Annotated in this window: 12 protein-coding genes; 7 read left to right on the top strand and 5 right to left on the bottom strand. The window is 71.7% G+C overall.

Going from position 1 to position 23,350, the window contains the following annotated elements; genetic code table 11:
* Positions 1 to 135: 135 nt before the first annotated feature.
* Positions 136 to 1,335: a cytochrome c gene (locus MNZ29_RS00395; RefSeq protein WP_242352108.1), complete on the bottom strand. Its 1,200-nt coding sequence runs from the start codon at positions 1,333 to 1,335 to the stop codon at positions 136 to 138.
* Between the two features lie 706 nt (positions 1,336 to 2,041).
* Between MNZ29_RS00395 and MNZ29_RS00390 the strand changes: the two genes are divergently transcribed.
* On the top strand, positions 2,042 to 4,156 hold the full coding sequence (locus MNZ29_RS00390; protein ID WP_242352106.1) for a leishmanolysin: 2,115 nt from the start codon (positions 2,042 to 2,044) through the stop codon (positions 4,154 to 4,156).
* A gap of 125 nt (positions 4,157 to 4,281) precedes the next feature.
* Here MNZ29_RS00390 and MNZ29_RS00385 read toward each other — a convergent pair whose 3' ends face one another.
* Positions 4,282 to 5,892 carry an NERD domain-containing protein gene (locus MNZ29_RS00385; protein WP_308197026.1) on the bottom strand — a complete coding sequence of 537 codons (1,611 nt, stop codon included), beginning with the start codon at positions 5,890 to 5,892 and terminating at the stop codon, positions 4,282 to 4,284.
* 156 nt (positions 5,893 to 6,048) lie between these two features.
* On the opposite strand from MNZ29_RS00385, the gene MNZ29_RS00380 reads away from it, so the two are divergent.
* Both MNZ29_RS00380 and MNZ29_RS00375 read left to right on the top strand, forming a co-directional pair.
* Positions 6,049 to 6,477, top strand: coding sequence for a hypothetical protein (locus MNZ29_RS00380; RefSeq protein WP_242352101.1), 429 nt, complete (start codon positions 6,049 to 6,051; stop codon positions 6,475 to 6,477).
* A 26-nt stretch (positions 6,478 to 6,503) separates the two neighbouring features.
* The gene (locus MNZ29_RS00375; RefSeq protein WP_242352099.1) at positions 6,504 to 6,812 is read left to right on the top strand and encodes a hypothetical protein; all 309 of its coding nucleotides are present in this window, start codon (positions 6,504 to 6,506) and stop codon (positions 6,810 to 6,812) included.
* A 68-nt stretch (positions 6,813 to 6,880) separates the two neighbouring features.
* Here MNZ29_RS00375 and MNZ29_RS00370 read toward each other — a convergent pair whose 3' ends face one another.
* The gene (locus MNZ29_RS00370) at positions 6,881 to 7,798 is read right to left on the bottom strand and encodes a YihY/virulence factor BrkB family protein (protein WP_242352098.1); all 918 of its coding nucleotides are present in this window, start codon (positions 7,796 to 7,798) and stop codon (positions 6,881 to 6,883) included.
* Between the two features lie 447 nt (positions 7,799 to 8,245).
* Between MNZ29_RS00370 and MNZ29_RS00365 the strand changes: the two genes are divergently transcribed.
* On the top strand, positions 8,246 to 9,295 hold the full coding sequence (locus tag MNZ29_RS00365) for an AI-2E family transporter (protein WP_242352096.1): 1,050 nt from the start codon (positions 8,246 to 8,248) through the stop codon (positions 9,293 to 9,295).
* Between the two features lie 118 nt (positions 9,296 to 9,413).
* On the opposite strand, the gene MNZ29_RS00360 is transcribed toward MNZ29_RS00365, so the two are convergent.
* Entirely contained in the window at positions 9,414 to 10,031 is a 618-nt protein-coding gene (locus MNZ29_RS00360; RefSeq protein ID WP_242333301.1) for a TetR/AcrR family transcriptional regulator, read from the bottom strand.
* A 283-nt stretch (positions 10,032 to 10,314) separates the two neighbouring features.
* Here MNZ29_RS00360 and MNZ29_RS00355 point away from each other — a divergent pair, with 283 nt between their 5' ends.
* Positions 10,315 to 11,427 (top strand): nitronate monooxygenase family protein, encoded by a 1,113-nt coding sequence (locus tag MNZ29_RS00355; RefSeq protein ID WP_242352094.1) that lies wholly within the window; start codon positions 10,315 to 10,317, stop codon positions 11,425 to 11,427.
* Between the two features lie 40 nt (positions 11,428 to 11,467).
* Here MNZ29_RS00355 and MNZ29_RS00350 read toward each other — a convergent pair whose 3' ends face one another.
* A complete protein-coding gene (locus MNZ29_RS00350; RefSeq protein WP_242370644.1) occupies positions 11,468 to 12,910 on the bottom strand; it encodes a GAF domain-containing protein in 1,443 nt (480 codons plus the stop codon).
* A 311-nt stretch (positions 12,911 to 13,221) separates the two neighbouring features.
* On the opposite strand from MNZ29_RS00350, the gene MNZ29_RS00345 reads away from it, so the two are divergent.
* Entirely contained in the window at positions 13,222 to 14,847 is a 1,626-nt protein-coding gene (locus MNZ29_RS00345) for a B12-binding domain-containing radical SAM protein (protein WP_242352092.1), read from the top strand.
* A 171-nt stretch (positions 14,848 to 15,018) separates the two neighbouring features.
* The gene (locus MNZ29_RS24160; protein WP_277957188.1) at positions 15,019 to 23,328 is read left to right on the top strand and encodes a GH36-type glycosyl hydrolase domain-containing protein; all 8,310 of its coding nucleotides are present in this window, start codon (positions 15,019 to 15,021) and stop codon (positions 23,326 to 23,328) included.
* Positions 23,329 to 23,350 lie beyond the last annotated feature (22 nt).

Here is a 23,350-nt window from a genome sequence, read left to right as displayed (position 1 = left end):
ATGCGGCTCGCGTAGCGACGGTTCGCGGCGTTGCCGGCCATGCCGATTTACGAAGGCTCGTCGAGCCGGGAAGGCGCGGGCGATCCGGGCCGCTCGTGGAGCGACCCGGACCGCCTCGCGCGGCTCCGCCGCTGATTAAGGACCGATCACGCTGACGATCGCCTGCAGCTGCTCGTCCGTCAGGCCGAACGTCATGTTCCTGTCCTTGATCGTCTGGACGGTGATGCCCTTGCCCTTCAGGTTGCTCGTCTCGAGCGGCCCGTGGCAGCTGGCGCAGGACTGGCCGTACAGCGCGGCGCCGTCGATCGGGGGCGTGTACGTGCATGCCTGCTGGACGATGGGTGTGCCGCCGGTGCAGCCGTCCGGCGACGAGGTGAGCACGGTCCGCGTCTGCGTGCCGTCCGGCTGGCAGGCGCTCCAGTCCGAGTAGGTGAAGGAGCCGCACTCGACGGCGGGCGGCGTGTACGTGCAGGCCTGCGAGAGCTCCGGGCTACCGCCGGTGCAATCCTCGGGCGAGGACGTCAGCACCGTGCGCGTCTGCGTCCCGTCGGACTGGCAGGCGCTCCAGTCCGAGTAAGTGAAGCTCGTGCAGGTCGCCGGGGGGGTGTAGGTGCACGGCTGCGAGAGCTCCGGGCTACCGCCGGTGCAGCCCTCGGGCGAGGACGTCAACACCGTGCGCGTCTGCGTCCCGTCGGGCTGGCACGCATCCCAGTCCGAGTAGGTGAAGCTCGAGCAGGTCACCGGGGGCTGGCCGTACGTGCACGACTGCGTGAGGACGGGCGTACCCGTACAGCCATCGGGGCCGGAGGAGATCACCGTCCGAGTCTGCGTCCCGTCCGGCTGGCAGGCGCTCCAGTCCGAGTAGGTATACGTGCACGCCGTCGGAGGCGTCACCGCCGCCGGAAGGTTTTCCGCGTGGAACACGCCGGAGGCGAGGTCCGTGAGAGGTGCCGAGAAGATCAGCCCGCCCGTCTCGCGGTTGGTGACCGCCACGTTCCCCTCGCGGTCGCGGGTGACCTTGATGACGCTGAGCAGCGGCACGAGTCCGGTGCTCCCGTGGTCACCCTCGATCGCCACGGGCCTCGGGACCCGGTAGTTCTCGAAGAGCGGGGCGAGCGCCGGGATCGTGCGCAGCTCGTTCAGGACGTCCATGAACGTCTTCACCGCCCGCTCGGGCGCGACCCCGGGTGACAGCTCCTTCGCGGCCGCGCGGACGGCCGCGGTGACCTGCGCGTCTGCGGCGGGCGCGGAGCTGCTGCCACCGCCATCGCATCCACTGGTCGTCAAACCTGCGACGAGCGCGCCGACGGCGAGCGAGTTGAGAATCCGGTTCATCTGCATTGCGTCTCCGATCTCGGCGGCGCCGACCTCCGCTGCGGAGGCCGCGCCGCGCCGTAAAGGGGCGCCGCGCGCGCCGCGTCCGGATGAGAACGCGGCGGGCGCGGCGTGGGGACGTGTGCCGCGGTCTCGCCTCCTGACCACATCGCGCCAGGGCGGATCCCCGGAGGCGTGCGATCGGACGGGTCACGTCAGCACCAGGCGTGCCCGCGGCGAGTGGACCGATTATCGGTCGCTTGCGCGCCCGGTGCGCCCGCGCGGGCTGCCAGATTTTCGATGTGCGATATCGCGAATCCGAGGCCCGCGTGACCCACCCGTGGTGCAGGGCCGCGCCTTGCTGACGAGGTCAGCCCAGACGCTGACCGAGTGGGCGGGCGTGGTGCGCGCAGTGCGCGCGCGCGCCTTCACTCTCATCGATTGCCCTTCGCGTTTCGCGACGGCGACAGCATGGCTCGCACGTTTCCTCACGCGTGAAGCAACGGGCTGTACCGCTGCACCGCTCGACCTTCGAGCGCGCTTTCCTGCAAGGCTGCGCCGTACCGCGTCTCCACGACACGGTGAGCGAACCCGGAACGTGTCCGTCGCTGGCGCATCGTGCGCCGCATGGTGAACGTCGCCTGTCAGGCTCGCTCGCCGGAACGCGGGCGCAGCTTGTGCGCTCGCACGCCAAGCAGCTCGATCATCTCGTCCCTGGGGGAACTCGATGAAGCTCGTTCGCATCTCGTCCACGCTCGCTGTCTGCGCCGCGCTGTGGGCGTGCAGCTCGAAGAAGGCCGCCCCGGAAGCGCCGGCCGCCGTGAAGCTGGTCTCGGCGCTGCCCGCCTCCGTCTCGAACGGCGCGCCGCTCGAGCCCGCTCCCGCCGTCCGCCTCGTGGCCGCCACCGGGTCTGCGGTGCGGCGCCGCGGGGTTACCGTCTCCATTGCGATCGTGGGTGGCGAAGCAACGCTGCGTGGAACCGCCAGCGCCACGACCGACGTCGAGGGCGTGGCGCGGTTTCCGGGGCTCTCGCTCGTGGGCCGTGCGGGGCCTCTCGCGCTGGAGTTCTCCTCCCCAGGGCTCGGCGTCGCCGAGAGTGGCCTGCAGCTCACGCCGGGCGTCGCGGTGGCGGCGCAGGCGGTATCGGGCACACACCAGACCGCACTGGAGCTGACGGAGGTCGCCGTGGCGCCGTCGATCGAGGTGCGCGACAGCGGCGGGAACCGCGTCCCCGGCGCGGCCGTCACGTTCGCGGTCATCGCTGGCGCCGGCAGCGTATCGGGTGCGGCCACCGCAACGGGGGACGATGGTGTCGCGCGCGTTCAGCGCTGGGTTTTGGGGAACGCAGGCCCGCAGCGCCTCGAGGCGCGCGTGGACGGGGTGTCCGCCGCGGTCGCGTTCGAGGCGACCGCCAGCCCTGCCCCCGTCGCCGTGACGGTGACCACCTCGCTCTCGGCGGCGCAGGTCCGGGTGGTGCTCAGCCCGGCGCCGGTCGTCGCGCTCGTGAACGCGTCCGGCACCTCCACCCCGGCCGCAGGACTGCCCATCACGGTCTCGCTCGTGGGCGGCGGATCGCTCGAGGGCACGACCACGCAGCTCACGGATGCGGCGGGACGCGTCGAGTTCCCGGACTTGATGCTAACGGGCCGCGCGACCGGAGCTCGCCAGCTGGCGTTCTCCTCTCCGAACCTCACCGCCGCGACGCTCGCGGTCACCGTCGCTCCGGGTCCGGCGGCCAGCGTCGCTGCCGCGTCGACCGTGGATCAGTCGGCTGGTGCCAGCCAGGGAGTGGAGGCCCCACCTGCTGTCCTCGTGATGGACCTCGACGGCAACACCGTCCCCGGCGCTCCAGTGCAGTTCGGAGTGGTGTCGGGCGGCGGGAGGGTCCTCGGCGGAGCGCAGGTGAGCGATGCGGATGGGGTCGCGCGCGCCGCCGGCTGGGTCCTGGGAGCGTCGGGCGCCCAGGAGGTCGCCGGGAAGCTTCGCGACGTGACGGGGAGCGACAGCGCAGCGTTCCGCGCCACTTTCCGCGATCCCGGGGAGAGATACGACGTTCGCATGCGCCTCCTGTCGCCGGTGAACGACGCGCTGTTCGCGCTGCTCGACCGCGCACGAGTCCGCGTGGAGCAGGTCGTCCGGGGGGAACTCAGCAACATCTGGTTGAGCACGGCCCCGCTCTACTACTGCGGGAACGTCGGGATGGCCGAGACCATCGACGACCTTCTCGTGCTCGTGGAGATCGCCCCCGTCGATGGATGGGGAGGAATCCTGGCCCAGGCCGGCCCCTGCTTCATCCGGACGTCGAATCGTCTGCCCGTGATGGGAATCCTGCAGCTCGATTCAGACGACCTGCAGACCATGACGGAAGACGAGATCCGGACGGTGATGACGCACGAACTGCTCCACGTGCTCGGGTTCGGCACCATGTGGCAGGACCCCTACGTGCGCCTGCTCGCCAGCGCCGGGACGAGCAATCCCTTCTTCGTAGGCGCCGGTGCGCAAAGCGGCTTCGTCGACGAAGGCGGCTGGAACTATTCCGGCTTTCCGGTCCCGGTGGAGAGCCTCGGGGGTGCGGGCACGGCCGACTCGCACTGGCGCATGAGCGTGTTCGGGGAAGAGCTCATGATCGGCTGGCTCGTGAGCGGAGCCCAGGCCTTGAGCCGGACCACGGTGATGTCGCTCGGCGATCTGGGCTACCAGGTGGACGCGACGAGGGCGGACCCGTTCCGCATCGCGTCCGCCGCGCGCCGCGCCACGCCGGACCGAGGCCGGGGCATCGGCGCGGACGTGATGCCGATCGAGCCGGTGGAGGTCGACGACGGGCCCACCAGACGCCGTTGAGCGCGATCGTCTACCGTCGCTGATGAACCGTTTGCCCGCTGCTCCGGGGAACCGCGCCTCGGGGCAGCGGGCGAGCGACAGAGAAGCTCAGGACGAAGCGCGAAGTGGAGATCGCTTGGGGGCGTTCACCCGAGCCCCGGCCAGCGGCCCTGACCCGGCGGAGCCGCGACGATCCGCGCTGCGACCAGCCCGCGCGTGAGCGCGATGTGCATCCGCGTCCCGAACCGCTTCACGCTCGGGTCCACGTCAGCCACCACGATGGCGGGACGCTCGAGCCCCTTCCAGCGCAGGAAGGTGTCGGCGACGAGTCGGTTCTCCATGTCCGGATCGTCCGCGTGCACGAATGCGTGTCGCCCGATGCGCTCGCGCTGGTGGATGGCATCGGCCGCGGTCTGCCCGCGCAAGGACACCACGCCGATGTCCGCGAGCGTGAGCCCCTGCGAGAGCAGGCGATCGATCTCCTCCCCCACCCGGTCTGCCGTCCTCGCGGCGTCGGGGCACTCGACGAGCGCGAGCGTGCGATCCTGCACGGCCGCCGCGATCGCCTTCTCGTCCCCCTTCTCCCCGGCATAGAGCGCTGCGAGCGCGCCGATGCCCGCAGGGCAGCGCTGACCGCGCGTCAGCCGGAACGTCGTCGCGAACAGGTCGGGGACCGGCGCACGATCGGGCCAGAATCCCTGGCCGGGATCGTGGAAGGCCCACAGCCGCGCGCCCTCGGCGAGCCCGCGGACGAGGTACCAGGCCTCGAAGGTGAGGTCCTGTCCCTCGTCGACGACGACGGCGTCCCAGCGCGCCTCGCAGAGATCCGCCGCGCGCTCGTAGGTCGCCTGCCAGTACTCGTTCGCGGTGAGATCTCCCTGCCGGTCCGGACCGTCCGCCGCGTCGGCGATCGACTTCGCGAGCCCGCTCACCGTCTGGACCTCCACGCCGCTCCCCGCGAACCGCACCTCGAGCCATTTGCGCAATGGCTGCGTGAAGCACAGCAGCAGCACGCGCTTTCCCTCCCCCGCGTGGCGCCGCGCCGCCTCGACGGCGAGGAGCGTCTTGCCGGAGCCGGCGCCGCCGCGGACGAGGACCCGATCGTTCTCGAGGAGGCCCTCGAGCGTGGAGAGCTGGACCTCGTCCAGCGCGAATTGCCGCTCGCCCAGGGAGCGGAGCCGGGTGCCGAGCGAGAGCGCCGGCACCCACGTCTCGCCCCATAGCTGGTGGAGCCGGTCCATCCAGCCGGACGTGCCCGGCTGCGGCGGCGGCAGGGCGCGCTCGACGACGCCGGGGAGCGCCTCCCCGAGCCAGCGCAGCTGCATCCGTCCCAGGACGACGCCGCGCAGCACGTCTTCCTGCGGTTGCTCGTCGAAGTCGGTGTCCGGCAGAGCCAGCGCGGCGCCGAATGCTGGCGGATAGCACTTCCAGTCCTTCAGGCGCTGCTCGAGCTTGTGCATGAACCCGTGTGCCTGATCGAGGGGAGTCGTGTCGAACGGGATCCCATTCGTGAACCAGCGCCCGTCGCGCTGCTCGATGCGGCCGCCCTTCACCTCCAGGATCAGGAACCCCCGCTGCGGATGAGCGAGGACGAAGTCCCCCTCTCCCAGGTAGTTCCTGCCGTCGCGGATGCGGAGCGAGTGCCAGGCGGTCCAGCCGGACGGCAGCCCGTTCTTCAACGCCTTCCAGACGGTTCGCTCTGCTTCGGACTTGGCGGGGCGCGGCGCTTCGGCGGGATTCAGGCGCGGGGGCGGCACCGGGACAGGGTGCCAGAAGGCGGGAGCGAGTCAAACGGTGCTGGCCGACAGTGCAATCAGGCGGAAGAGCGTCGTAGCGAACCCAAACCGCCGCGAACGTTAGCGGCACCGTGTTCGTCGACTCGGCCGTGTCCGTCGCTCGGGTATGCTTGTTCCATGGCAGCAGGCAAAGCACTCCTCCTCGCCGTCTTCGCCTCCGCAGCGGCCCCCGTCGCCGCTCGCGCCGAGCTCGACGTTCGCGTTGGCGGCCGCGCCTGGGCGACCATCGAGGACGACGGCACGGTTCGCGTGAACGGTCGCGGCGTCGGGCGCATCCAGCCGGACGGAACGGTGCAACGCGACGGGAGGAGCGTCGGGGACGTCGAGGACGACGGGACGATCCGCGCTTCCGGGAGGTTCATCGGTCGCGTGGAGCGGGACGGCACGGTGCGCCGGGGCGGCCGGGCCATGGGCGCCATCGAGGACGACGGAACGCTGCGCCTGGACGGCCGCGCGTGGGGGAGCGTCCGGAACTGCTGCGGCGACCCGGCGTCGAAGCGGACCATTGCAGCGTTGCTCGCGTTCTTCGCGGAGGGCTGGTTCTGACATCCCGCACAGGAGGCTCAACGGTGTTGAACGATCCCGACTCAACGAAGAAGCTCGAACTGGTGCGTGTTCAAGGACCGACCGCGATCCATGTCGACGCAGCTATCGATGACAAGGGCGATCTCGTCCTGTCCGGCCAGGACGTCGGGCAGGGGCCGAAGGAGCTCCTCGGCAGCAGCGATCTCGAGTACTTCCTGACGGTCCGCCGCGAGCACAAGGACGCCCTCGTCCTCGCATTGCTCGAGCAGCTGTACCGAGACGATGGTTGCGCCGTGAGCCGGCTGAGGGACTTGCTCGCCGGGAAGGGAATACCGGGCGAGTTCTTCAGCTTCTAGGTCGCACCGAAAAGCCTCGCCACCCTGACGCAAATGACCGGGCTCTCGAGTGAGGTGCGTCGCCGTCGTCAGCGGCGGGCGCCGGCCCGCCCCGTCTCCTCGCCCGCTTTCTCGTACCAGCGCATTCCCGCGGCGGAGCTGGCCTCGAGCTCGGCGATGACCTGCGCGCCGAGGAGCAGGATGACGAAGACGATCTCGAGCGAGACCAGAACGACGACGACGGTCGCGAGCGATCCGTAGAGCACGTTGACCATCGAGAGGTTGGTGAAGAAGTAGACCACGAACAGCGCGGTGAGCCGCCATAGCGCCGCCGCGGCCAGGCCTCCGACGAACGCGCGCCGAGCCGAGATCCTGACCACCGGCAACACGCGGTAGATGCCGGCGAAGACGGCGACCAGCCCCAGGAACCCCGACGCCCGCAGGAGCAGCTTGATCCCGGACGCGAGCGGGCGCTGCAGGCCGAACATCCGCAGGTGGTGCTCGCCGAGGGCGTCGACGGCGGCCGTGAGCACGGTGACGCCCAGGAGCGCGACCATCAGCACCAGCATGAACAGATAGGGAAGCAGGGCCGAGACCCAGAAGCTCCGGTGCGCGGCGCGGCTCGACGAGTGGAAGATCGCGGCGACTGCCTGCTCCAGCATTCGAAACGCGATCGAGCTGAAGAAGAGCATGCTCACCACGCTGAGCGCGCGGGTCGGCGCCTCGGTCTCGAGGAACGTCCGCGCAGCCTGCAGAACGGCGTCCGCGTGCTGAGGGACGAGGGCCGTGAGCTCCGGGCGCAGGATGTCGATGATGCGAGCCTCGTCGAACACGATCGAGAGCGCGGCCACCACCAGCGTCAGGAAGGGCACGAGCGAGAGCAGCGCGTTGTACCCAACCCCGCCGGCGAGCAGGATGCCGCGGTTGCGCGAGAACGCGCGCAGGGTTCGCCCTGCGAAGCGCAGCAGCCGCGTGACCCATCTCGACGCGTCACTCACCGGGCTCATGGCCTCACCTCGCCGTCGTCTCCTACTCGGATGAGCACGGGCCCGACTCCTTGCACAGGCATGCGACGGGTGGCCACGCGAAGGACGGGGCGAGGACGAAACGGACCGCAACTGCGGCGTTTCGGCACGGTTCCGCCGCGATCTCTACCGCGAGCCGGGGGCTTCGCCGAGGTCGAGCCCGAAGGCACTGGCCGGGGACGAGGCTTCACGGTCCGGCGCAGCACGCAACGGCAAGCGGCGGGCAGCTCAGGAGAGCGACCGCAGGCCTGCCCGGCCGGAGTCGAGGCGCTCGCGGAGCGTGTTGGTGCGTACGACGTTCGGGGCGGCGAGAACCAGCCCCTGCTGACCGGAGCAAGTTCGTTCCGCTCGGCACAGGCTCAGGGCGTATGACACGCAGTGACCGCGCACCTCCGAGGACCTGAGGTGCGACACCCCAGGGTTCACGCCATGGCGACTGCCGAGCCGCAGCACCCCCGGTCCCAGGTGAGCCTCACGACGGTGTTCACCGTCTGCTTCGGGGTCGTCCTGGTGGTCGGCCTCGTCTTCTTCCTGATGAGGACCCGGGTCGCCCTGACGCTCGTCCTCGGCAGCGCGATGGCGGCGGTCGCGATGGATCATGCGGTCGACGCGCTGGCGCGCCGGGGCCTGCGCCGGAGCTGGGCGATCGCCGCCGTGATGCTCGTGGTGACGGCGCTCCTCGTCGGGCTGGGGTTCCTCCTGGTTCCACCGATGGTGCACCAAGGGAGGGCGCTCGCCCTCGAGCTGCCAGCCCTGTGGGAGAAGGTGCAGCACACCCCCTGGTTCCTGCGCCTCGACGCCGGGCTGCACCTGCAGGAGCGGCTGCGCGAGTCCGGCCCCGCCGCGGTCGGCGCGGTGAACCCGCTCCTCTCCGCGATCGGCGGCGCGGTGACCGCGTTCGGAGGGCTCCTCGCCTTCCTCTTCCTCGCCATCTTCATGCTGGTGTTCGGGCGCGATCTCGTGACGGCGCTCCTCGCGGAGCTGACCCCCGTCCATCGCGAGCGCTACGAGCGCATGGCGGCGAAGGTCTACCGCTCGGTGGGCGGCTACCTCGGCGGCCTGCTCGGGATCTGCGCCATCAACGCGGTCCTCACGACGACGTTCCTTGTCATCGCCCGGGTGCCGTTCTTCCTTCCACTCGGCATCCTGAGCGGCACCTCGAGCCTCGTCCCGTATGCGGGCCCGCTCGTGGTCGGCACGGTCATCACGCTCTTCGCGCTCGTCACCGGCGGCGCATGGACCGCGCTGGCGGCCGCGATCTACTTCGTGATCTACGGACAGCTGGAGGGGAACGTCCTCGCGCCCTTCATCTACCGCCGCACGGCGCACGTGAACCCGCTCGTGACCCTCCTCGCCATCCTGTTCCTGGTGGAGTTCATGGGCGTGGTGGGGGCCGTGGTCGCGGTGCCGCTCGCCGCGGCAGCGCAGGTCGTCATCGCCGAGCTCGTGACCGTCCGTCGCAGCAGGCGCGTCTCCTGACGGAGGTCGCCGCCGTCAGGGCGTCACCTCGCGCTCCTTCTCGGAAGACGTGCAAGCGCGCAGCGCCGCGGAGCAGGCGCGCGACCTCGCGGTTGACCACGAAGTCGTCGACCCCGACTCACGTCCTCACGGCCAGCGTCGGCTTCTTGGGCAGGTGACGCAGGCCCATCCATGCGAGCGCCGCGAGGTGGTTCGCGACCTCGTCGACGCTGGGCTCGCGGGTCTCGGTCCACCACTGGCCGACCGACGTCACCATCCCGATGAGCGCGTGCGCGTAGATGGGCGCGGCCTTCGGGTCGTACCCCGCGTCCTTGAACGTCGCGGTGAAGATGTCGCCGACGCGCTCCGCCACGTCGTTGAGGAGGCTCGACATGCCACCCGTCGCCGAGGCGGCGGGCGCACCGTGCGCCAGGACGGCGAATCCGTCGGGGTGGTCCCTCACGTAGGTGAGGAACGCCAGCGCCGAGCGCTCGACGCGCTGACGTGGCGAGCCCGTTCCGATGGCCTCGGCGATCCGGCGCACCACGTACTCCATCTCGCGATCGACCACGACCGCGTAGAGCCCCTCCTTGCCCCCGAAGTGCTCATAGATGATGGGTTTGGAGATCTTCGCGTGCTCCGCGATCTCCTCGACCGACGTCGCCTCGTACCCGCGCTTCGCGAACACCGCGCGCCCCACGTCGATGAGCTGGGCGCGACGGGCCGCCGCGGTGAGTCGTCGACCCCGTTCAGACATGGGAGGATCGTATTACCACTAAGTAACCTACTCAATCGTAACGGCGCCTGGACGCTGCCCCCGTCGGTGGGCCTCTTGCGCCAGGCGGGGTGCCCTTGTTACGGTATGGTAACCTACTGGACAGTAACCCGTACGCGCCGCGGCGCTCCGGCCTGCGCCGGGCGCTCCGAGCCGCCGCGGCATCGACTCGCCTCACCAGCACGGAGCGGACATGCGAATCGAAGACGCAACCCCGGGGACGAAGCCTCGCCCGGGATCCCGGCCCGCCCTCCCGCCACTCTTCGTGAAGGGCAAGAAGCTCAACGTGCCCATCGTGCAGGGGGGCATGGGCGTCGGCGTATCGCTTCACCCCCTCGCCGGCGCGGTCGCCCGCGAGGGCGGGCTCGGCGTCGTGTCGAGCGCGGCCATCGATCGGGTGGTCTCGAAGCGGCTGGGCAGGAAGGTCGGCACGTACGAGGCGGTGCGCGAGGAGATCGCCGCGTCCAAGTCCCAGGGCGGCCTCGCGGGCATCAACATCATGGTCGCCCTGCAGCGCGACTTCGCCGACTCGGTCCGGGGCGCCATCGACGCCGGCGCGGACGCCATCATCTCGGGCGCCGGTCTGCCGACGTCGCTGCCCGCCATCCAGGCGCCGCGCGACACCGCCCTCATCCCGATCGTCTCCTCGGCTCGCGCCCTCGAGATCATCATCAAGAAGTGGGAGAAGCTCGGCTACCGCCCGGACGCCGTCGTGCTCGAGGGCCCGCTTGCGGGCGGCCACCTCGGCTTCAAGTTCGACGAGATCGGCCTGCCCTCGAATACGCTCGAGGCCCTGCTCCCGCCCGTGAAGGACATGGCGCTCCGGCACGGTGACTTCCCGGTGATCGCCGCCGGCGGCATCTTCACGCACGAGGACATCGTCAGCATCCTCCGGCAAGGCGCCGACGGGGTGCAGATGGGGACGCGCTTCCTCGCGACGGAGGAGAGCACCGCCGACGACGCCTACAAGCAGGCGGTCGTGAACGCGACCCAGGACGACATCCTGGTGACCCGCGATCCCGGGTCGCCGTGCGGCCTGCCGTTCAGGGTCCTGAAGCAGTCGCCGATGTTCCGCGCCACGCTGGAGGGGAGGCGCAAGCCGGCCTGCAACAAGGGGTACGTGCTGCTGAAGGACGGCGACGGCAAGTTCAATCGCTGCCTCGCGAAGGAAGACGGCGCTCACTACTTCTGCATCTGCAACGGGCTGCTCAGCTCGGCGGGCTACAACCCGGAGGACGAGGAGCCGCTCTACACCGTCGGCAGCAACGCCTATCGGGTCGAGGCCGTCGTGCCCGTCAAGGCGCTCATGGACGAGCTGCGCGGCGTCGCGACGTCGCGCGCCCGCGCTGACGACGCCTGCTTCGCGCCCGGGAATTGAGCTCCGCTGCGGAGTGGTCCCCGCCGCGGCGTGCGCGCCGTCACCCCGGCAGGTCGATCTCGACCGAGGTCAGCGGACGGGTCACGTCGAGGCTCCACGAGGTGATCGACGCGTGACACACGAGGGAACGCGCGAGGTCGAGCTCGCGCAGTGCCTCGCGCGCGGTCGTCTCGGAGGAGAAGACCCCCAGCACGCGCGTCACCGGCCCCGTGACGCCATCCTCCTCGTACTGCACCACGAACGCGCTCGCAGGCTTCGCGGTGTCCGCCTGGGCCATGGCGACCTCGCGCGCGGCGCATCGCGCCAGCACCGACGCGCTCTCGCTCGCGAGGAGGAGGAGGCGCATTCGGTCGCCTGGCGTGAACGCGCGCTCTTTCGGAAACGCGATCGAGAGCACCGCGTGGGCGCGGTCCTCGTCCGGAACAGGGACTCCCAGCCAGGCGCCGGCGCCGCGGGCGAGCAACGCCGCGGAGGTCTCCGGAAAGCGCACGGCCAGCTCCTTCGGATCGAGCCAGAGCGGCTCTTCGAGTCGTGCCACCTCCGCCTGGGCGCGCTGAGTCCCCGCTCCGTCTGGACCCTCGCCAGCGACCTCTCGCGGCGTCAACTCGACGCCGAGGGCGCCGAATGCGTCAGGACCGAAGTCCGCGAGCGCAGCCGCGACGTCCTTCGCGGTCTCCGCACCGAACAGCGCGGTGGTGAAAGGCTGGACCCGCTCGAGATCGTCCGCCGCGTGCACCGCGGTCACCGCCTCCGCCTCGGCGCGCGCTCGCGCGAAGCGCTCCCGCTCGTACAGGTGAGTGCGATCCGCGAACTGCTTGTCGCTGCGGCGCTGCCGGAGCCCGCAGGCAGCGAGCGCCTTCTCCGAAGCGTTCGCGCGTACGCGCTCCTGGGTGAAGAGGCTCCCTCGTGCGAGCGCGTTTCCGCATGCTGCCGCGACCTCGCCAAGAAATGCGCGCGCGTGCGGATCGAACTCCTGCTCTGCGTCGAACACGAGCGTCAGGACTCCGTTCGTCTCATCGTCCGCGAGGAGAGGCAGAAACGCCCACGACGCCCCGAAGGGTCCCCCGGTGAGCGCGTCGAACGCGATGCCCGGATAATGCTGCGGTGCTTCCGCGAGCGAGCTGATCCAGAGCGGCGCGCCGCCACGGGCGGCATGCTGCTCTGGCCCCGTTGAGCCGACCGAAGCCTCTTCCTCGTCGCGACGTGTCGCCACAGCTCCCGTCGCCTCGGCGATCAACGCGAGCGTGGCGTCATCGCGCAGCTCCATCACCTGCGTGAGGGACGCGCCGGTGAGCGCGCCCGCTCGTTCGGCCGCGATGACGGCGATGTCCGCGTGCTCGCAGGCGACGGCGAGCGCTCGAGACAGGTCGAGCAGCCGAGCGAGGTCGTCCGGGGTGAGCACCGTCGCGTTCTTCTGTGTGCCGTCCTCGGCGACGAGCGCAGCCGAGCTCGCGCCATCGCGCTGAGCGTGAGTCGTCGCCATGTGCTGGCTCCGGGAGCCGCCACGGCGCGAGCGAGATGCGGGTGAGGGGCGACTGCTGGGTGGATGTATATGCGTCCGCGTGCCGCGCCGCTGGATCTTCTGTCTCACCCGCGTACCAGGACTTGGAGCGGTGGACGCCCCGCGCGCCGCCTGTGCGCGTTCAGAGGACGGTGCACGGCGCTACGGCAGGGGCTACCCCTGAGACCCGCGTGGAAGTCCCCTCCACCAAGGGCTCGCCCTCCAGGGGCCGTCCCCTCTCTCGACCCGCGTGGCCTGACGGACGCATGGCTTGGCTCGTCTACGATCGATCCGTGCGCGCCCTCCTCGTCCAAGCCCGCAGCCCGGAAACCTACTGGAGCTTCGAGCACGCCCTGCCGATCATCCGGAAGGACTCCACCTTTCCCCCGCTGGCCATCGCGACGCTCGCCGCGCTCTTGCCGGACGGCTGGGAGCTGCGCCTCCGCGACCTCAACGTCGGCCCGCTCGACGACGCCGATCTGGCGTGGGCCGATGCCGTGCTCGTCTCTGGCCTGCTGGTGCAGGCGCCCTCGGTGCGGGAGGTCCTCCGCCGCGCGCGCGCCATGGGCCGTCGCACGGTGGTGGGCGGCGCCGCCGTGAGCAGCGCGCCCGAGCTCTTCGTGGAGGCCGACCACGTGTTCTGCGGAGAGGCGGAGGGGAGGCTCGACCTGCTCGTGCGCGTGCTCGAGTCGCCCGCGCCCAATTCGCCGCGCCTGCTGTCGCCCGAAGGTGACGATCGCCCCGACCTGTGCCTCGCTCGCGTGCCGCGCTTCGATCTGCTCGACCTCTCCCGCTACGGCAGCCACGCGCTTCAGTTCTCGCGCGGCTGCCCTTACCGGTGCGAGTTCTGCGACATCATCGAGATCTTCGGTCGCGTACCCAGGGTCAAATCGCCGGATCAGGTCCTCGCCGAGCTCGACGCCCTGCGCGCGCTGGGGGCCCGCGGCACGCTCTTCTTCGTGGATGACAACTTCGCCGGGAACCGGCGCGCAATCGCGCGCCTGCTCCCCGCGCTGAGAGCGTGGCAGGAGCGGAACGGCTTTCCGTTCGCGTTCTGCACCGAGGCGTCCGTCGACCTGGCGATGCATCCCGAGCTCGTGACCGCCATGGTCGACGCGGGATTCGGGCAGGTCTTCCTCGGTCTGGAGACACCCTCTCGCACGGCGCTTGCGCAGGCGGGAAAGACGCAGAACCTGCACATGCCGCAGGAGCAGGCCGTCGAGGAGCTGACACGGGCGGGGCTCGAGGTTTACGCCGGGTTCATCATCGGCTTCGACACCGATGGCCCGGACATGTTCGATCGGCAGCTCGCGTTCATCTCGGGCCTGCCGATCCCGCGGGCCATGGTGAACCTGCTGATCGCCCTTCCGGGAACGCGGCTGTGGCGGCGCCTCGAGCAGGAGGGTCGCCTGCGAGGCGTGCCGTCCGGCGACTCGTTCGAACGTCCGAACTTCGTGCCCGCGCTCGACGAGCGGGTGCTGCTCGCCGGGTACCGTCGCCTCCTCGCGTCGCTGTATTCGCCCGCCGCCTATTATCGGCGCTGCGCGCTCCACCTGGACCAGGCGCCGCAGCCGCGCCGCGCCGTCGCGCACAGCATCAGCAACGGATCTCTCGGGACGCTGGGCCGGGCGATCTGGCACCTCGGCATCCGCGGCCGTCGCAGGCAGCTCTTCTGGAGGCTCATGGCGCACGCGCTGCGCCGCGGCACGGCCGCATTGCCGCGCGCGGTGATGTTCGCGATCGTCGGCGAGAGCCTCATCCGTTACACCGAAGAGGTCGTGCTCCCGCGCATCGATGCCTCGCTCTCGAAGCTGGACGCGAGCAGCGCATCGCTTCCGAAAAAGGAAGCGAGCAGCGCCTTCCGCGCCCGTCGTTCTCGGCACGACGACGGCAGCCCCCTGCTCACGCAGGGGCCGTAGGGGTTTCGCCACCGCACGCTCTTCCCCGGACGGGGCAACCCTCGTGCGCTGTTCCGGATGCGCTGGAGCGAATCTCGCAGGGGCGCCGCCGCGTCCTTCACGTTAAACTGATGTCATCAGCCCCGCCGCATCGTCCCGATGACGCGCCGCTGCCGGTCGGGAGGGGCGCTGTTGGTCTCGTTCAGGTTCGAGTCGTCGTTCTTCCGCAGGTCTCGCGGCGGCGCGTTCGCCGCTCCGCTGCTGCCGTTCCGCGACGAGCTGCTCAGCCTCGAGCGCCTCGACGAGCGCGCCCGTTCGCTCGCCGCGCGCTTCACGGTGGACCCGTCGGGCCGTTCGGCGCGGACCGTCTTGCCGCGCTTCGAGGACAACGTCCGGGTCCTGCGGGAGGGTTACCGCTCGCTCGCCGACGACGTGCGCCGCGCCGAGTTCGTGACCCCCGCCGCCGAGTGGCTCCTCGACAACTATCACCTCGTCGCGTCCGAGATCCGCGACGTCCGGCAGAACCTCCCGCGGCGCTACTACCGCGAGCTGCCCAAGCTCGCCGCCCGCGAGCAGGCAGGGAGCGCCCGCGTCTACGCGCTCGCGGTCGAGCTCATCCGCCACAGCGACAGCCGCCTCGATCGCGCCCAGCTTCAGCGCTGGCTCGATGCGTTCCAGACGGTCGCGCCGCTCACCCTCGGCGAGCTCTGGGCCTGGCCGAGCATGCTGAAGCTGGCGCTCGTCGAGAACCTTCGCCGGCTCGCGGACGAGACGCTCGTCGCCCGCGCGGCCCGCCGCCTGGCGGACGCGTACGTGGCGCGCTTCGAGACCGAGGGGAAGGGCTCCGCGCCGCCGCTGCCGCGCGTCCTCCACCCCGCGTTCGTCGTGCAGCTCCTCCAGCGCCTGCGCGAGTACGGGCCGCGCCTCTCCGCCGTCCGGAGCGATCTCGACGCACACCTCGCCTTCGACCGACAGACCGCGGAGGAGGCCATCCGGAGCGAGCACCAGCGCGAGGCCGTCGCCCAGGTGTCCGTCGCGAACGTCATCACGAGCCTGCGGCTCTGCTCCACCCTCGACTGGACCGAGTTCGTCGAGAGCGTCAGCCTGGTGGAGCGGGTGCTGCAGCGGGATCCCGCCGGCGTCCACGCGCGGATGGAGTTCCTCTCCCGCGATCGCTACCGGCAGGCGGTCGAGGAGCTCGCCGGGGGCACCGCGGAGGCCGAGGTTCGCGTCGCGCTGCGCGCGGTCGAGAGCGCGCGGGAGGCCGCCGAGGTCGAGGGTCCCGGCGCGCGCGCCGCGCACGTCGGGTACCACCTCATCGGGAAGGGACGCCGCGAGCTCGAGGCCGACGTGGCCTGGCGGCCCGGTCCGCGAAAGTCCCTGCGGCGGCTCGCGTTCGCGCACGCGACCGCGGCGTACCTCGGCGCCATCGCGCTCGCGACGGCGGCGCTCGCCCTCGCCGGCGCCGCGTACGCGCGGCACGCGGGCGGCTCGACCTGGGCGCAGCTCGGGGTGGCGCTGCTCCTCGTCCTGCCCGCGAGCGACGTGGCCATCGCGCTCGTCCAGCGCCTCGCCACGCGCTTCGCTCCGCCCCGACGGCTCCCCCGCCTCGACCTCACCGCGGGGATCCCCGAGGACGCCCGCACGCTCGTGGTCGTCCCGACGCTGCTCACGTGCGTCGAGGGCGTCGAGCGGCAGCTCGAGCACCTCGAGGTCCTCGCGCTCGGGAACCTCGATCCCCGCGTGCACTTCGCGATCCTCGGGGACTTCACCGACGCCGCGGGCCGCGACGCGCCCGGGGACGCCGCCATCCTCGACGCCGCCCGGAGCGGGATCGAGGCTTTGAACGCCCGGCTGGGCGAGGGGAAGAACGATCGGTTCTTCCTCTTCCACCGCACGCGCCAGTGGAACCCGGCAGAGGACGTGTGGATGGGCTGGGAGCGGAAGCGTGGAAAGCTCGAGGAGCTGAACCGCCTCCTCCGCGGCATGACCGACACGAGCTACGACGTGCAGGTCGGCGACGTCGGCGTGTTGCCCAGCGTGCGCTACTGCATCACGCTCGACTCGGACACGCGCCTCCCCCGGGACGGCGCGAAGAAGCTCGTCGGCGTCATCGCGCACCCGCTCAACCGCCCCGTGCTCGACCCCCGCTCCGGCCGCGTCACCGAGGGCTACGGGATCCTGCAGCCGCGCGTCAGCGTCACGACCTCGAGCGCGGCCGGCTCGCGCTTCGCCCGGATCTTCGCCGGCCACACTGGCCTGGACCCGTACACGACCGCGGTCTCGGACACCTACCAGGACCTCTTCGGCGAGGGCAGCTTCACGGGCAAGGGGCTCTACGACGTGGACGCCTTCACGGCGGCGCTCGCGGGGCGCGTCCCGGACAACACCCTCCTCTCTCACGATCTCTTCGAGGGCCTCCACGCCCGCACCGGGCTCGTGACGGACGTCGAGGTCGTCGACGACTACCCCTCGAGCGTCCTCGCCCACGCGCGCCGCCAGCACCGCTGGACGCGCGGTGACTGGCAGATCCTCGGCTGGCTCCTGCCGTTCGTGCGGACGACGCAGGGCCTGGCCCGGAACCGCCTCCCGCTCATCGCGCGCTGGAAGATCTTCGACAACCTGCGGCGTGCGCTGCTCGCGCCCGCGACGCTCGTCCTCTTCCTCGCGGCGTGGACCGTGCTCCCGGGCAGCGCCGTGCTCTGGACCGCCGCCGTCGTGACGTCCCTCGCGTTCCCGCTCTTCCCGCTCGCGCTCGAGGCCCTCGGCGGACCGAGGCGGCACCAGCCGATGCGGGCGTTCGTGCGCGGGCTGTACGAGGACGGGGCGGCCACGGCGGCGCGGGTCCTGCTCCAGGTCACCTTCCTCGCGAACCAGGCCTACGAGATGGTGCACGCCATCGCCGTCACGCTGGTCCGCCTCGCGATCACGCGGCGTGGCCTGCTCGAGTGGGAGACCGCCGCCGCGAGCGCCGCGCGGGGGACCGGGCTCGGAAGGCGATCGTTCCTCGTCGCCATGGCGGCGAGTCCCGCGATCGCGCTCGCGAGCGTGGTCCTCGTGGCGGTGTGGCGGCCGGAGGCGCTCCTCGCGGCCGCGCCGCTGCTCGTCCTGTGGGCGGTCGCGCCGTTCGTCGCGCACCGGCTCTCGCAGCCGATCGGAGACCGGGACCTCGGGCTCGGCGAGGAGGACCGGCGCTTCCTCCTCGGCGTCGCGCGCACGACCTGGAAGTACTTCGAGGCGTTCATGGGGCCGGATGATCACCACCTGCCCGCGGACAACTTCCAGGAGTTGCCCGAGCGGATCGCGCACCGCACCTCGCCCACGAACATCGGCATGGGGCTCCTCTCCACCCTCGCCGCGCACGATCTCGGCATCATCCCCACCGGCGAGCTCATCGAGCGGATCGACTCCACCCTCACGACCATGGAAGGCCTGGAGCGGCTCGAGGGGCATCTCTTCAACTGGTACGACACGAAGACGCTCGCGCCGCTTCCGCCCCGCTACGTCTCGACGGTGGACAGCGGCAACCTCGCCGGCGCGCTCATCGCGGTGTCCGAGGGGCTGCGCGCGCTCGGGCGCGGCCCCGCCCCGCGCGAGGCGGGCCCGAGCGATGCGCTGCAGCGGCTGGAGAGCCTCGCGCAGCGCGCGGCGGCCTTCGCCGACGGCATGAGCTTCGGCTTCCTCTACGACCCGCGCCGGAACCTGCTCGCGATCGGCTACCGCGCCGCGGACGCGGAGGGGCCCGGTCGGCTCGATCCCGCCCACTACGATCTCCTCGCCTCGGAGGCCCGCCTCGCGAGCTTCATCGCGATCGCGAAGGGCGATCTGCCGGAGAAGCACTGGTTCCATCTGGGCCGCGCGGTGACGAGCGTGCACGGCAGCCCGACGCTCCTGTCCTGGAGCGCGACGATGTTCGAGTACCTGATGCCGCTGCTCCTCATGCGCAGCTTCCCCGAGACCCTGCTCGACGAGAGCTGTCGGATGGCGGTGCGGCGGCAGCGGGACTACGCGGCGACGCGCGGAGCGCCGTGGGGGATCTCCGAGTCCGCCTACGACCTCGTCGATCACCACGGCAACTACCAGTACAAGGCGTTCGGCGTCCCGGGGCTCGGCCTGAAGCGGGGCCTCGCCGACGAGCTCGTGGTCGCGCCCTACGCGACCGCGCTCGCCGCGCTCGTCCACCCCACCGCGGCGGCGGAGAACCTTCGCCGCCTCGAGCGCGAAGGCCTCCTCGGCGCGTACGGCTACTTCGACGCGGTGGACTACACGCCACGGCATCCGGAGGAGTCCGACGCGGCCCCGGCGCGCGCCCGCCCTTCGGGCACCATCGTCCGGACTTACCTCGCCCACCACCAGGGGATGACGCTCGCGGCCATCGCGGGGGCGCTCCAGGGGAACCGCATGGTGGAGCGCTTCCACGCCGATCGCCGCGTGCAGGCGACGGAGCTGCTCCTCCAGGAGCGCGTGCCGCGCCAGGCCGCGGTCATCCTGCCCCGTCCGGACGAGACGGCGCGCGTCGCCACGCCGGTGCCGCCGGCGGCTGCCCGCCGCTTCCGCTCGCCGGACACCACGTTCCCGCACGCGCAGTTCCTCTCGAACGGCAGCTACACCGCCGTCGTCACGAACGCGGGTGGCGGCGCGAGCTTCTGCGGCGAGCGCGCCGTGACGCGATGGCGCCGGGACGCGACGCGCGACCTCGGAGGCCAGTACCTCTACCTCCGCGACGTCCGGAGCGGTCGGGTGTGGTCCGCGACGCACCAGCCGACCGCGCGGGCCGGCGGGGACGACGTCGTCACGTTCACGATCGACAAGGCGACGTTCCAGCGGAGGGACGATGACCTCGCGACCCGGCTCGACGTCGCGGTCTCGCCCGAGGACGACGTCGAGGTGCGCCGGCTCGAGGTGACGAACCTCGGCGACCGCCCTCGCGAGCTCGAGGTGACGAGCTACGCCGAGATCGTCCTCGCGCCGACCGCCGACGACCTCGCCCACCCCGCCTTCGGCAAGCTCTTCGTCGAGTCGGAGTACGTCCCGGAGTGCAACGCGCTCGTCTGCCGGCGGCGGCGCCGCGCCCCGGACGACGCCGAGGTCTTCGCGGTGCACGTCATCGGCCAGGAGGGCCGGACGCAGGGACCCGTGGAGTGGGAGAGCGACCGCGAGCGCTTCCTCGGCCGCGGTCGCGACCCGGAGGATCCGCAGGCGCTCGACGGCCGCGCGCTCTCCGGCACGACCGGCATCCTGCTCGATCCCATCGTGAGCCTGCGGCAGCGCGTGCGGCTCGCGCCCGGCGGCGTGGTGAGGCTGTCGTTCGCGACCGGGATGGCGACGAGCCGGGAGACGGCGCTCGCGCTGGCGCAGCGCTACCACGACCCGACCGCCGCAGCGCGGACGTTCGCGCTCGCGTTCGCGCACGCGCGCAGCAGGCTCCACCACCTCGGCATCTCGAGCGAGGAGGCCCTCCTCTTCGAGCGCCTCGCCTCGCGCGTGCTCTACGCCGACGCGTCGCTGCGGCCGGGGCCGGAGATCCTCGCCCGGAACGAGCTCGGCCAGGAGGGGCTCTGGGGACACGGCGTCTCCGGCGACCTCCCGGTCCTGCTCGTGCGGATCGTCTCGGAGGCGGATCTCCCGCTCGTCCGCCAGGTCCTCCAGGCCCAGGAGTACTGGCGCCTCAAGGGACTCCGCGCGGACGTGGTGCTCCTGAACGAGCACCCGGTGAGCTACCTCGACGAGATGCACGCGCGGCTCGCGGCGCTCCTCGACGAGGGGCCCGGGCGGACGTGGAAGCACAAGCCGGGCGGCGCGTACCTCCTGCGCGGAGACCGGATGAGCGAGGCGGAGCGCCTCCTGCTCTCGTCGGTGGCACGCGCGATCCTCCTGGGAGGAGCCGGATCGCTCGCGCAGCAGCTCGAGCGCCACGCGCCCCCGCCGGCGGAGCCTGCAGCGCTCGCGCTCGCCCCGCCTGCGCGGCGCGGCTTGGCGTCCGAGCACGGCGCGCCGCCCGAGGTGCCGCCGCTCGCGCTCTGGAACGGCACCGGGGGCTTCGGCGATGCCGGGCGGGAGTACGTCATCGTCCTCGAGGGGGCCGAGGAGACGCCGCTCCCGTGGGCGAACGTCATCGCGAGCCCGGTGTTCGGGTCGGTCGTCACGGCGTCGGGGTCGTCCTTCACCTGGTCCGAGAACAGCCGCGAGAACCGTCTCACGCCGTTCGCCAACGATCCGGTGAGCGATCCGACCTCCGAGGCCATCCTTCTCCGCGACGACGAGAACGGCGAGGCGTGGTCGCCCACCCCGGGGCCGCTGCCCCGCACCGGCGCGTCGGGCCGGTTCGTGATCCGCCACGCGGCGGGCGTGACCCGCTTCGAGCGGGCGACGAACGGCGTGCGCCACGCCCTCGACGTGTTCGTGGACGGCGCGGATCCGGTGAAGCTCTCGCTCCTCACGCTCACGAACGAGAGCGGCGCGCCGCGACGCCTCTCCGTCTTCGCGTACAGCGAGTGGGTCCTCGGCCCCCCGCAGGCCGGTCAGAACCAGCACGTCGTCACGCGGCAGGACGCAGAGACCGGCGCGGTCCTCGCGACGAACGCCTGGAACCACGAGTTCGCCGGCCGGGTCGCGTTCGCCCACGCGAGCGAGGCGCTCCGCTCCGCGACCGGCGACCGCACCGCCTTCCTCGGCCGGAACGGCTCGCTGGCACGGCCCGCCGCCCTCGGCCTCGTGGAGCTCCCCGCTCGCTTCGGCGCGGGGCTCGATCCCTGCGCGGCGCTGCACGTCGCCATCGAGCTCGAGCCGGGCGAGACCCGGCGGGTCGTGTTTCTCCTCGGCGAGGGGAGAGACGTGGCGCAGGTTCGGGAGCTCATCGGACGCCACGGCCGCGCCGAGGCCGCGGAGGCCGCGCTCGCCGCCGTGAGGCGGACGTGGGAGGACACGCTCGGTGCGGTGCAGGTCCGGACGCCCGACGACTCCTTCGACGTCCTCATGAACCGGTGGCTCCTGCAGCAGGACCTCTCCTGCCGGATGTGGGCGCGGACCGGCTACCATCAGCCCGGCGGCGCGTTCGGGTTCAGGGATCAGCTCCAGGACGCGATGGCGCTCGCGATGGCGCGGCCGACGCTCGTCCGCGAGCACCTCCTCCGCGCCGCGGCGCGGCAGTTCCGCGAGGGAGACGTGCAGCACTGGTGGCATCCGCCGAGCGGGCGCGGGACGCGCACCCGTTGCTCGGACGATCTCGTCTGGCTGCCGTACGCGGTGGCGCACTACGTCCGCACGACGGGCGACGCCGGCGTGCTCGACGAGCGCGTCCCGTTCCTCGAAGGTGAGCCGCTCGCGCCGGGCGCTCACGACGCGTACGCCCAGCCCCGCGTCTCGGAAGAGGACGCCTCGCTCTTCGAGCACTGCGTGCGCGCCCTCGAGCGCGGGCTCACCTCGGGCGTCCACGGCCTGCCGCTCATGGGGAGCGGCGACTGGAACGACGGGATGAACCGCGTGGGCAGGGAGGGACGCGGCGAGAGCGTCTGGCTCGGCTTCTTCCTTCACGCGGTCCTCGAGGACTTCGCCACGCTCTGCGCGGCGCGTGGCGAGGCCGATCGCGCGGGGCGCTACCGCGCCGAGGCAGCCCGGCTCGCCGAGGCGCTCGAGCGGAGCTGGGACGGGGAGTGGTACCGGCGCGGCTACTACGACGACGGCTCACCGCTCGGCTCGGCCCAGAACGACGAGTGCTCGATCGACTCGATCGCCCAGTCCTGGGCGGTGCTCTCCGGAGCCGCCCCGGCGCGTCTCGCCGACCGCGCGATGGATTCGGTCCGGACTCACCTGGTGCGTCGAGGGGCCCAGGTCGTCGTGCTGCTCACGCCGCCCTTCGATCGGTCGAGGCAGGAGCCCGGCTACATCAAGGGCTACCCGCCCGGCGTGCGCGAGAACGGCGGTCAGTACACGCACGCCGCCGCGTGGATCGTGATGGCGCTCGCGAAGCTCGGGAGCGGCGACGAGGCGGCCGAGCTGTTCCACATGCTGAACCCGGTGAACCACACCCGCACCGGCGCGGACGTCGCGCACTACCGGGGAGAGCCCTACGTCGTCGCGGGCGACGTCTGCGCTCACCCCGAGCACGCGGGGCGCGCGGGATGGACCTGGTACACGGGATCGGCCGGCTGGATGTACCGCGCCGGGCTCGAGAGCATCCTCGGGCTCCGGAGGCAAGGCGAGACCTTCGAGCTCGATCCCTGCATCCCGGCGTCCTGGCCCGGCTACGGGATCACCTGGCGGCTCGGGTCGACGCGGTACGAGATCACGGTCGACAACTTCGAGCGGCGGTGCCGCGGGGTCGCCCTCGCGGAACTGGACGGCGTGGCAGTCGATCCGCGGGCGATCCCGCTCGTCCACGATGGCCGGACGCACGAGGTGCGGGTCGTGATGGGGGTCGCCGAGCAGCCGGACCTCACCGGCCGGGAAGCGGCTGGCTCTGCAGCTCGTCCCGGGAGGGTGGGACACCGGGACGGACGGTGATCTCCCTATTGGGCGCGATTGC

It is taken from the genome of Anaeromyxobacter sp. SG64 (genome assembly GCF_022690745.1).
In the GTDB taxonomy this organism is placed as follows: domain Bacteria; phylum Myxococcota; class Myxococcia; order Myxococcales; family Anaeromyxobacteraceae; genus Anaeromyxobacter; species Anaeromyxobacter soli.
The sequence above is the reverse complement of the archived record's forward strand: the minus strand, read 5'-3'. Positions and strand labels throughout refer to the sequence as shown.

Bases quoted from the DNA above. Each gene is read 5' to 3' on its own strand.
- MNZ29_RS00395 (WP_242352108.1), bottom strand. From the start codon at position 1,335: ATGAACCGGATTCTCAACTCGCTCGCCGTCGGCGCGCTCGTCGCAGGT.
- MNZ29_RS00360 (WP_242333301.1), bottom strand. From the start codon at position 10,031: ATGTCTGAACGGGGTCGACGACTCACCGCGGCGGCCCGTCGCGCCCAG.
- MNZ29_RS00390 (WP_242352106.1), top strand. From the start codon at position 2,042: ATGAAGCTCGTTCGCATCTCGTCCACGCTCGCTGTCTGCGCCGCGCTG.
- MNZ29_RS00370 (WP_242352098.1), bottom strand. From the start codon at position 7,798: ATGAGCCCGGTGAGTGACGCGTCGAGATGGGTCACGCGGCTGCTGCGC.
- MNZ29_RS00380 (WP_242352101.1), top strand. From the start codon at position 6,049: ATGGCAGCAGGCAAAGCACTCCTCCTCGCCGTCTTCGCCTCCGCAGCG.
- MNZ29_RS00365 (WP_242352096.1), top strand. From the start codon at position 8,246: ATGGCGACTGCCGAGCCGCAGCACCCCCGGTCCCAGGTGAGCCTCACG.
- MNZ29_RS00350 (WP_242370644.1), bottom strand. From the start codon at position 12,910: ATGGCGACGACTCACGCTCAGCGCGATGGCGCGAGCTCGGCTGCGCTC.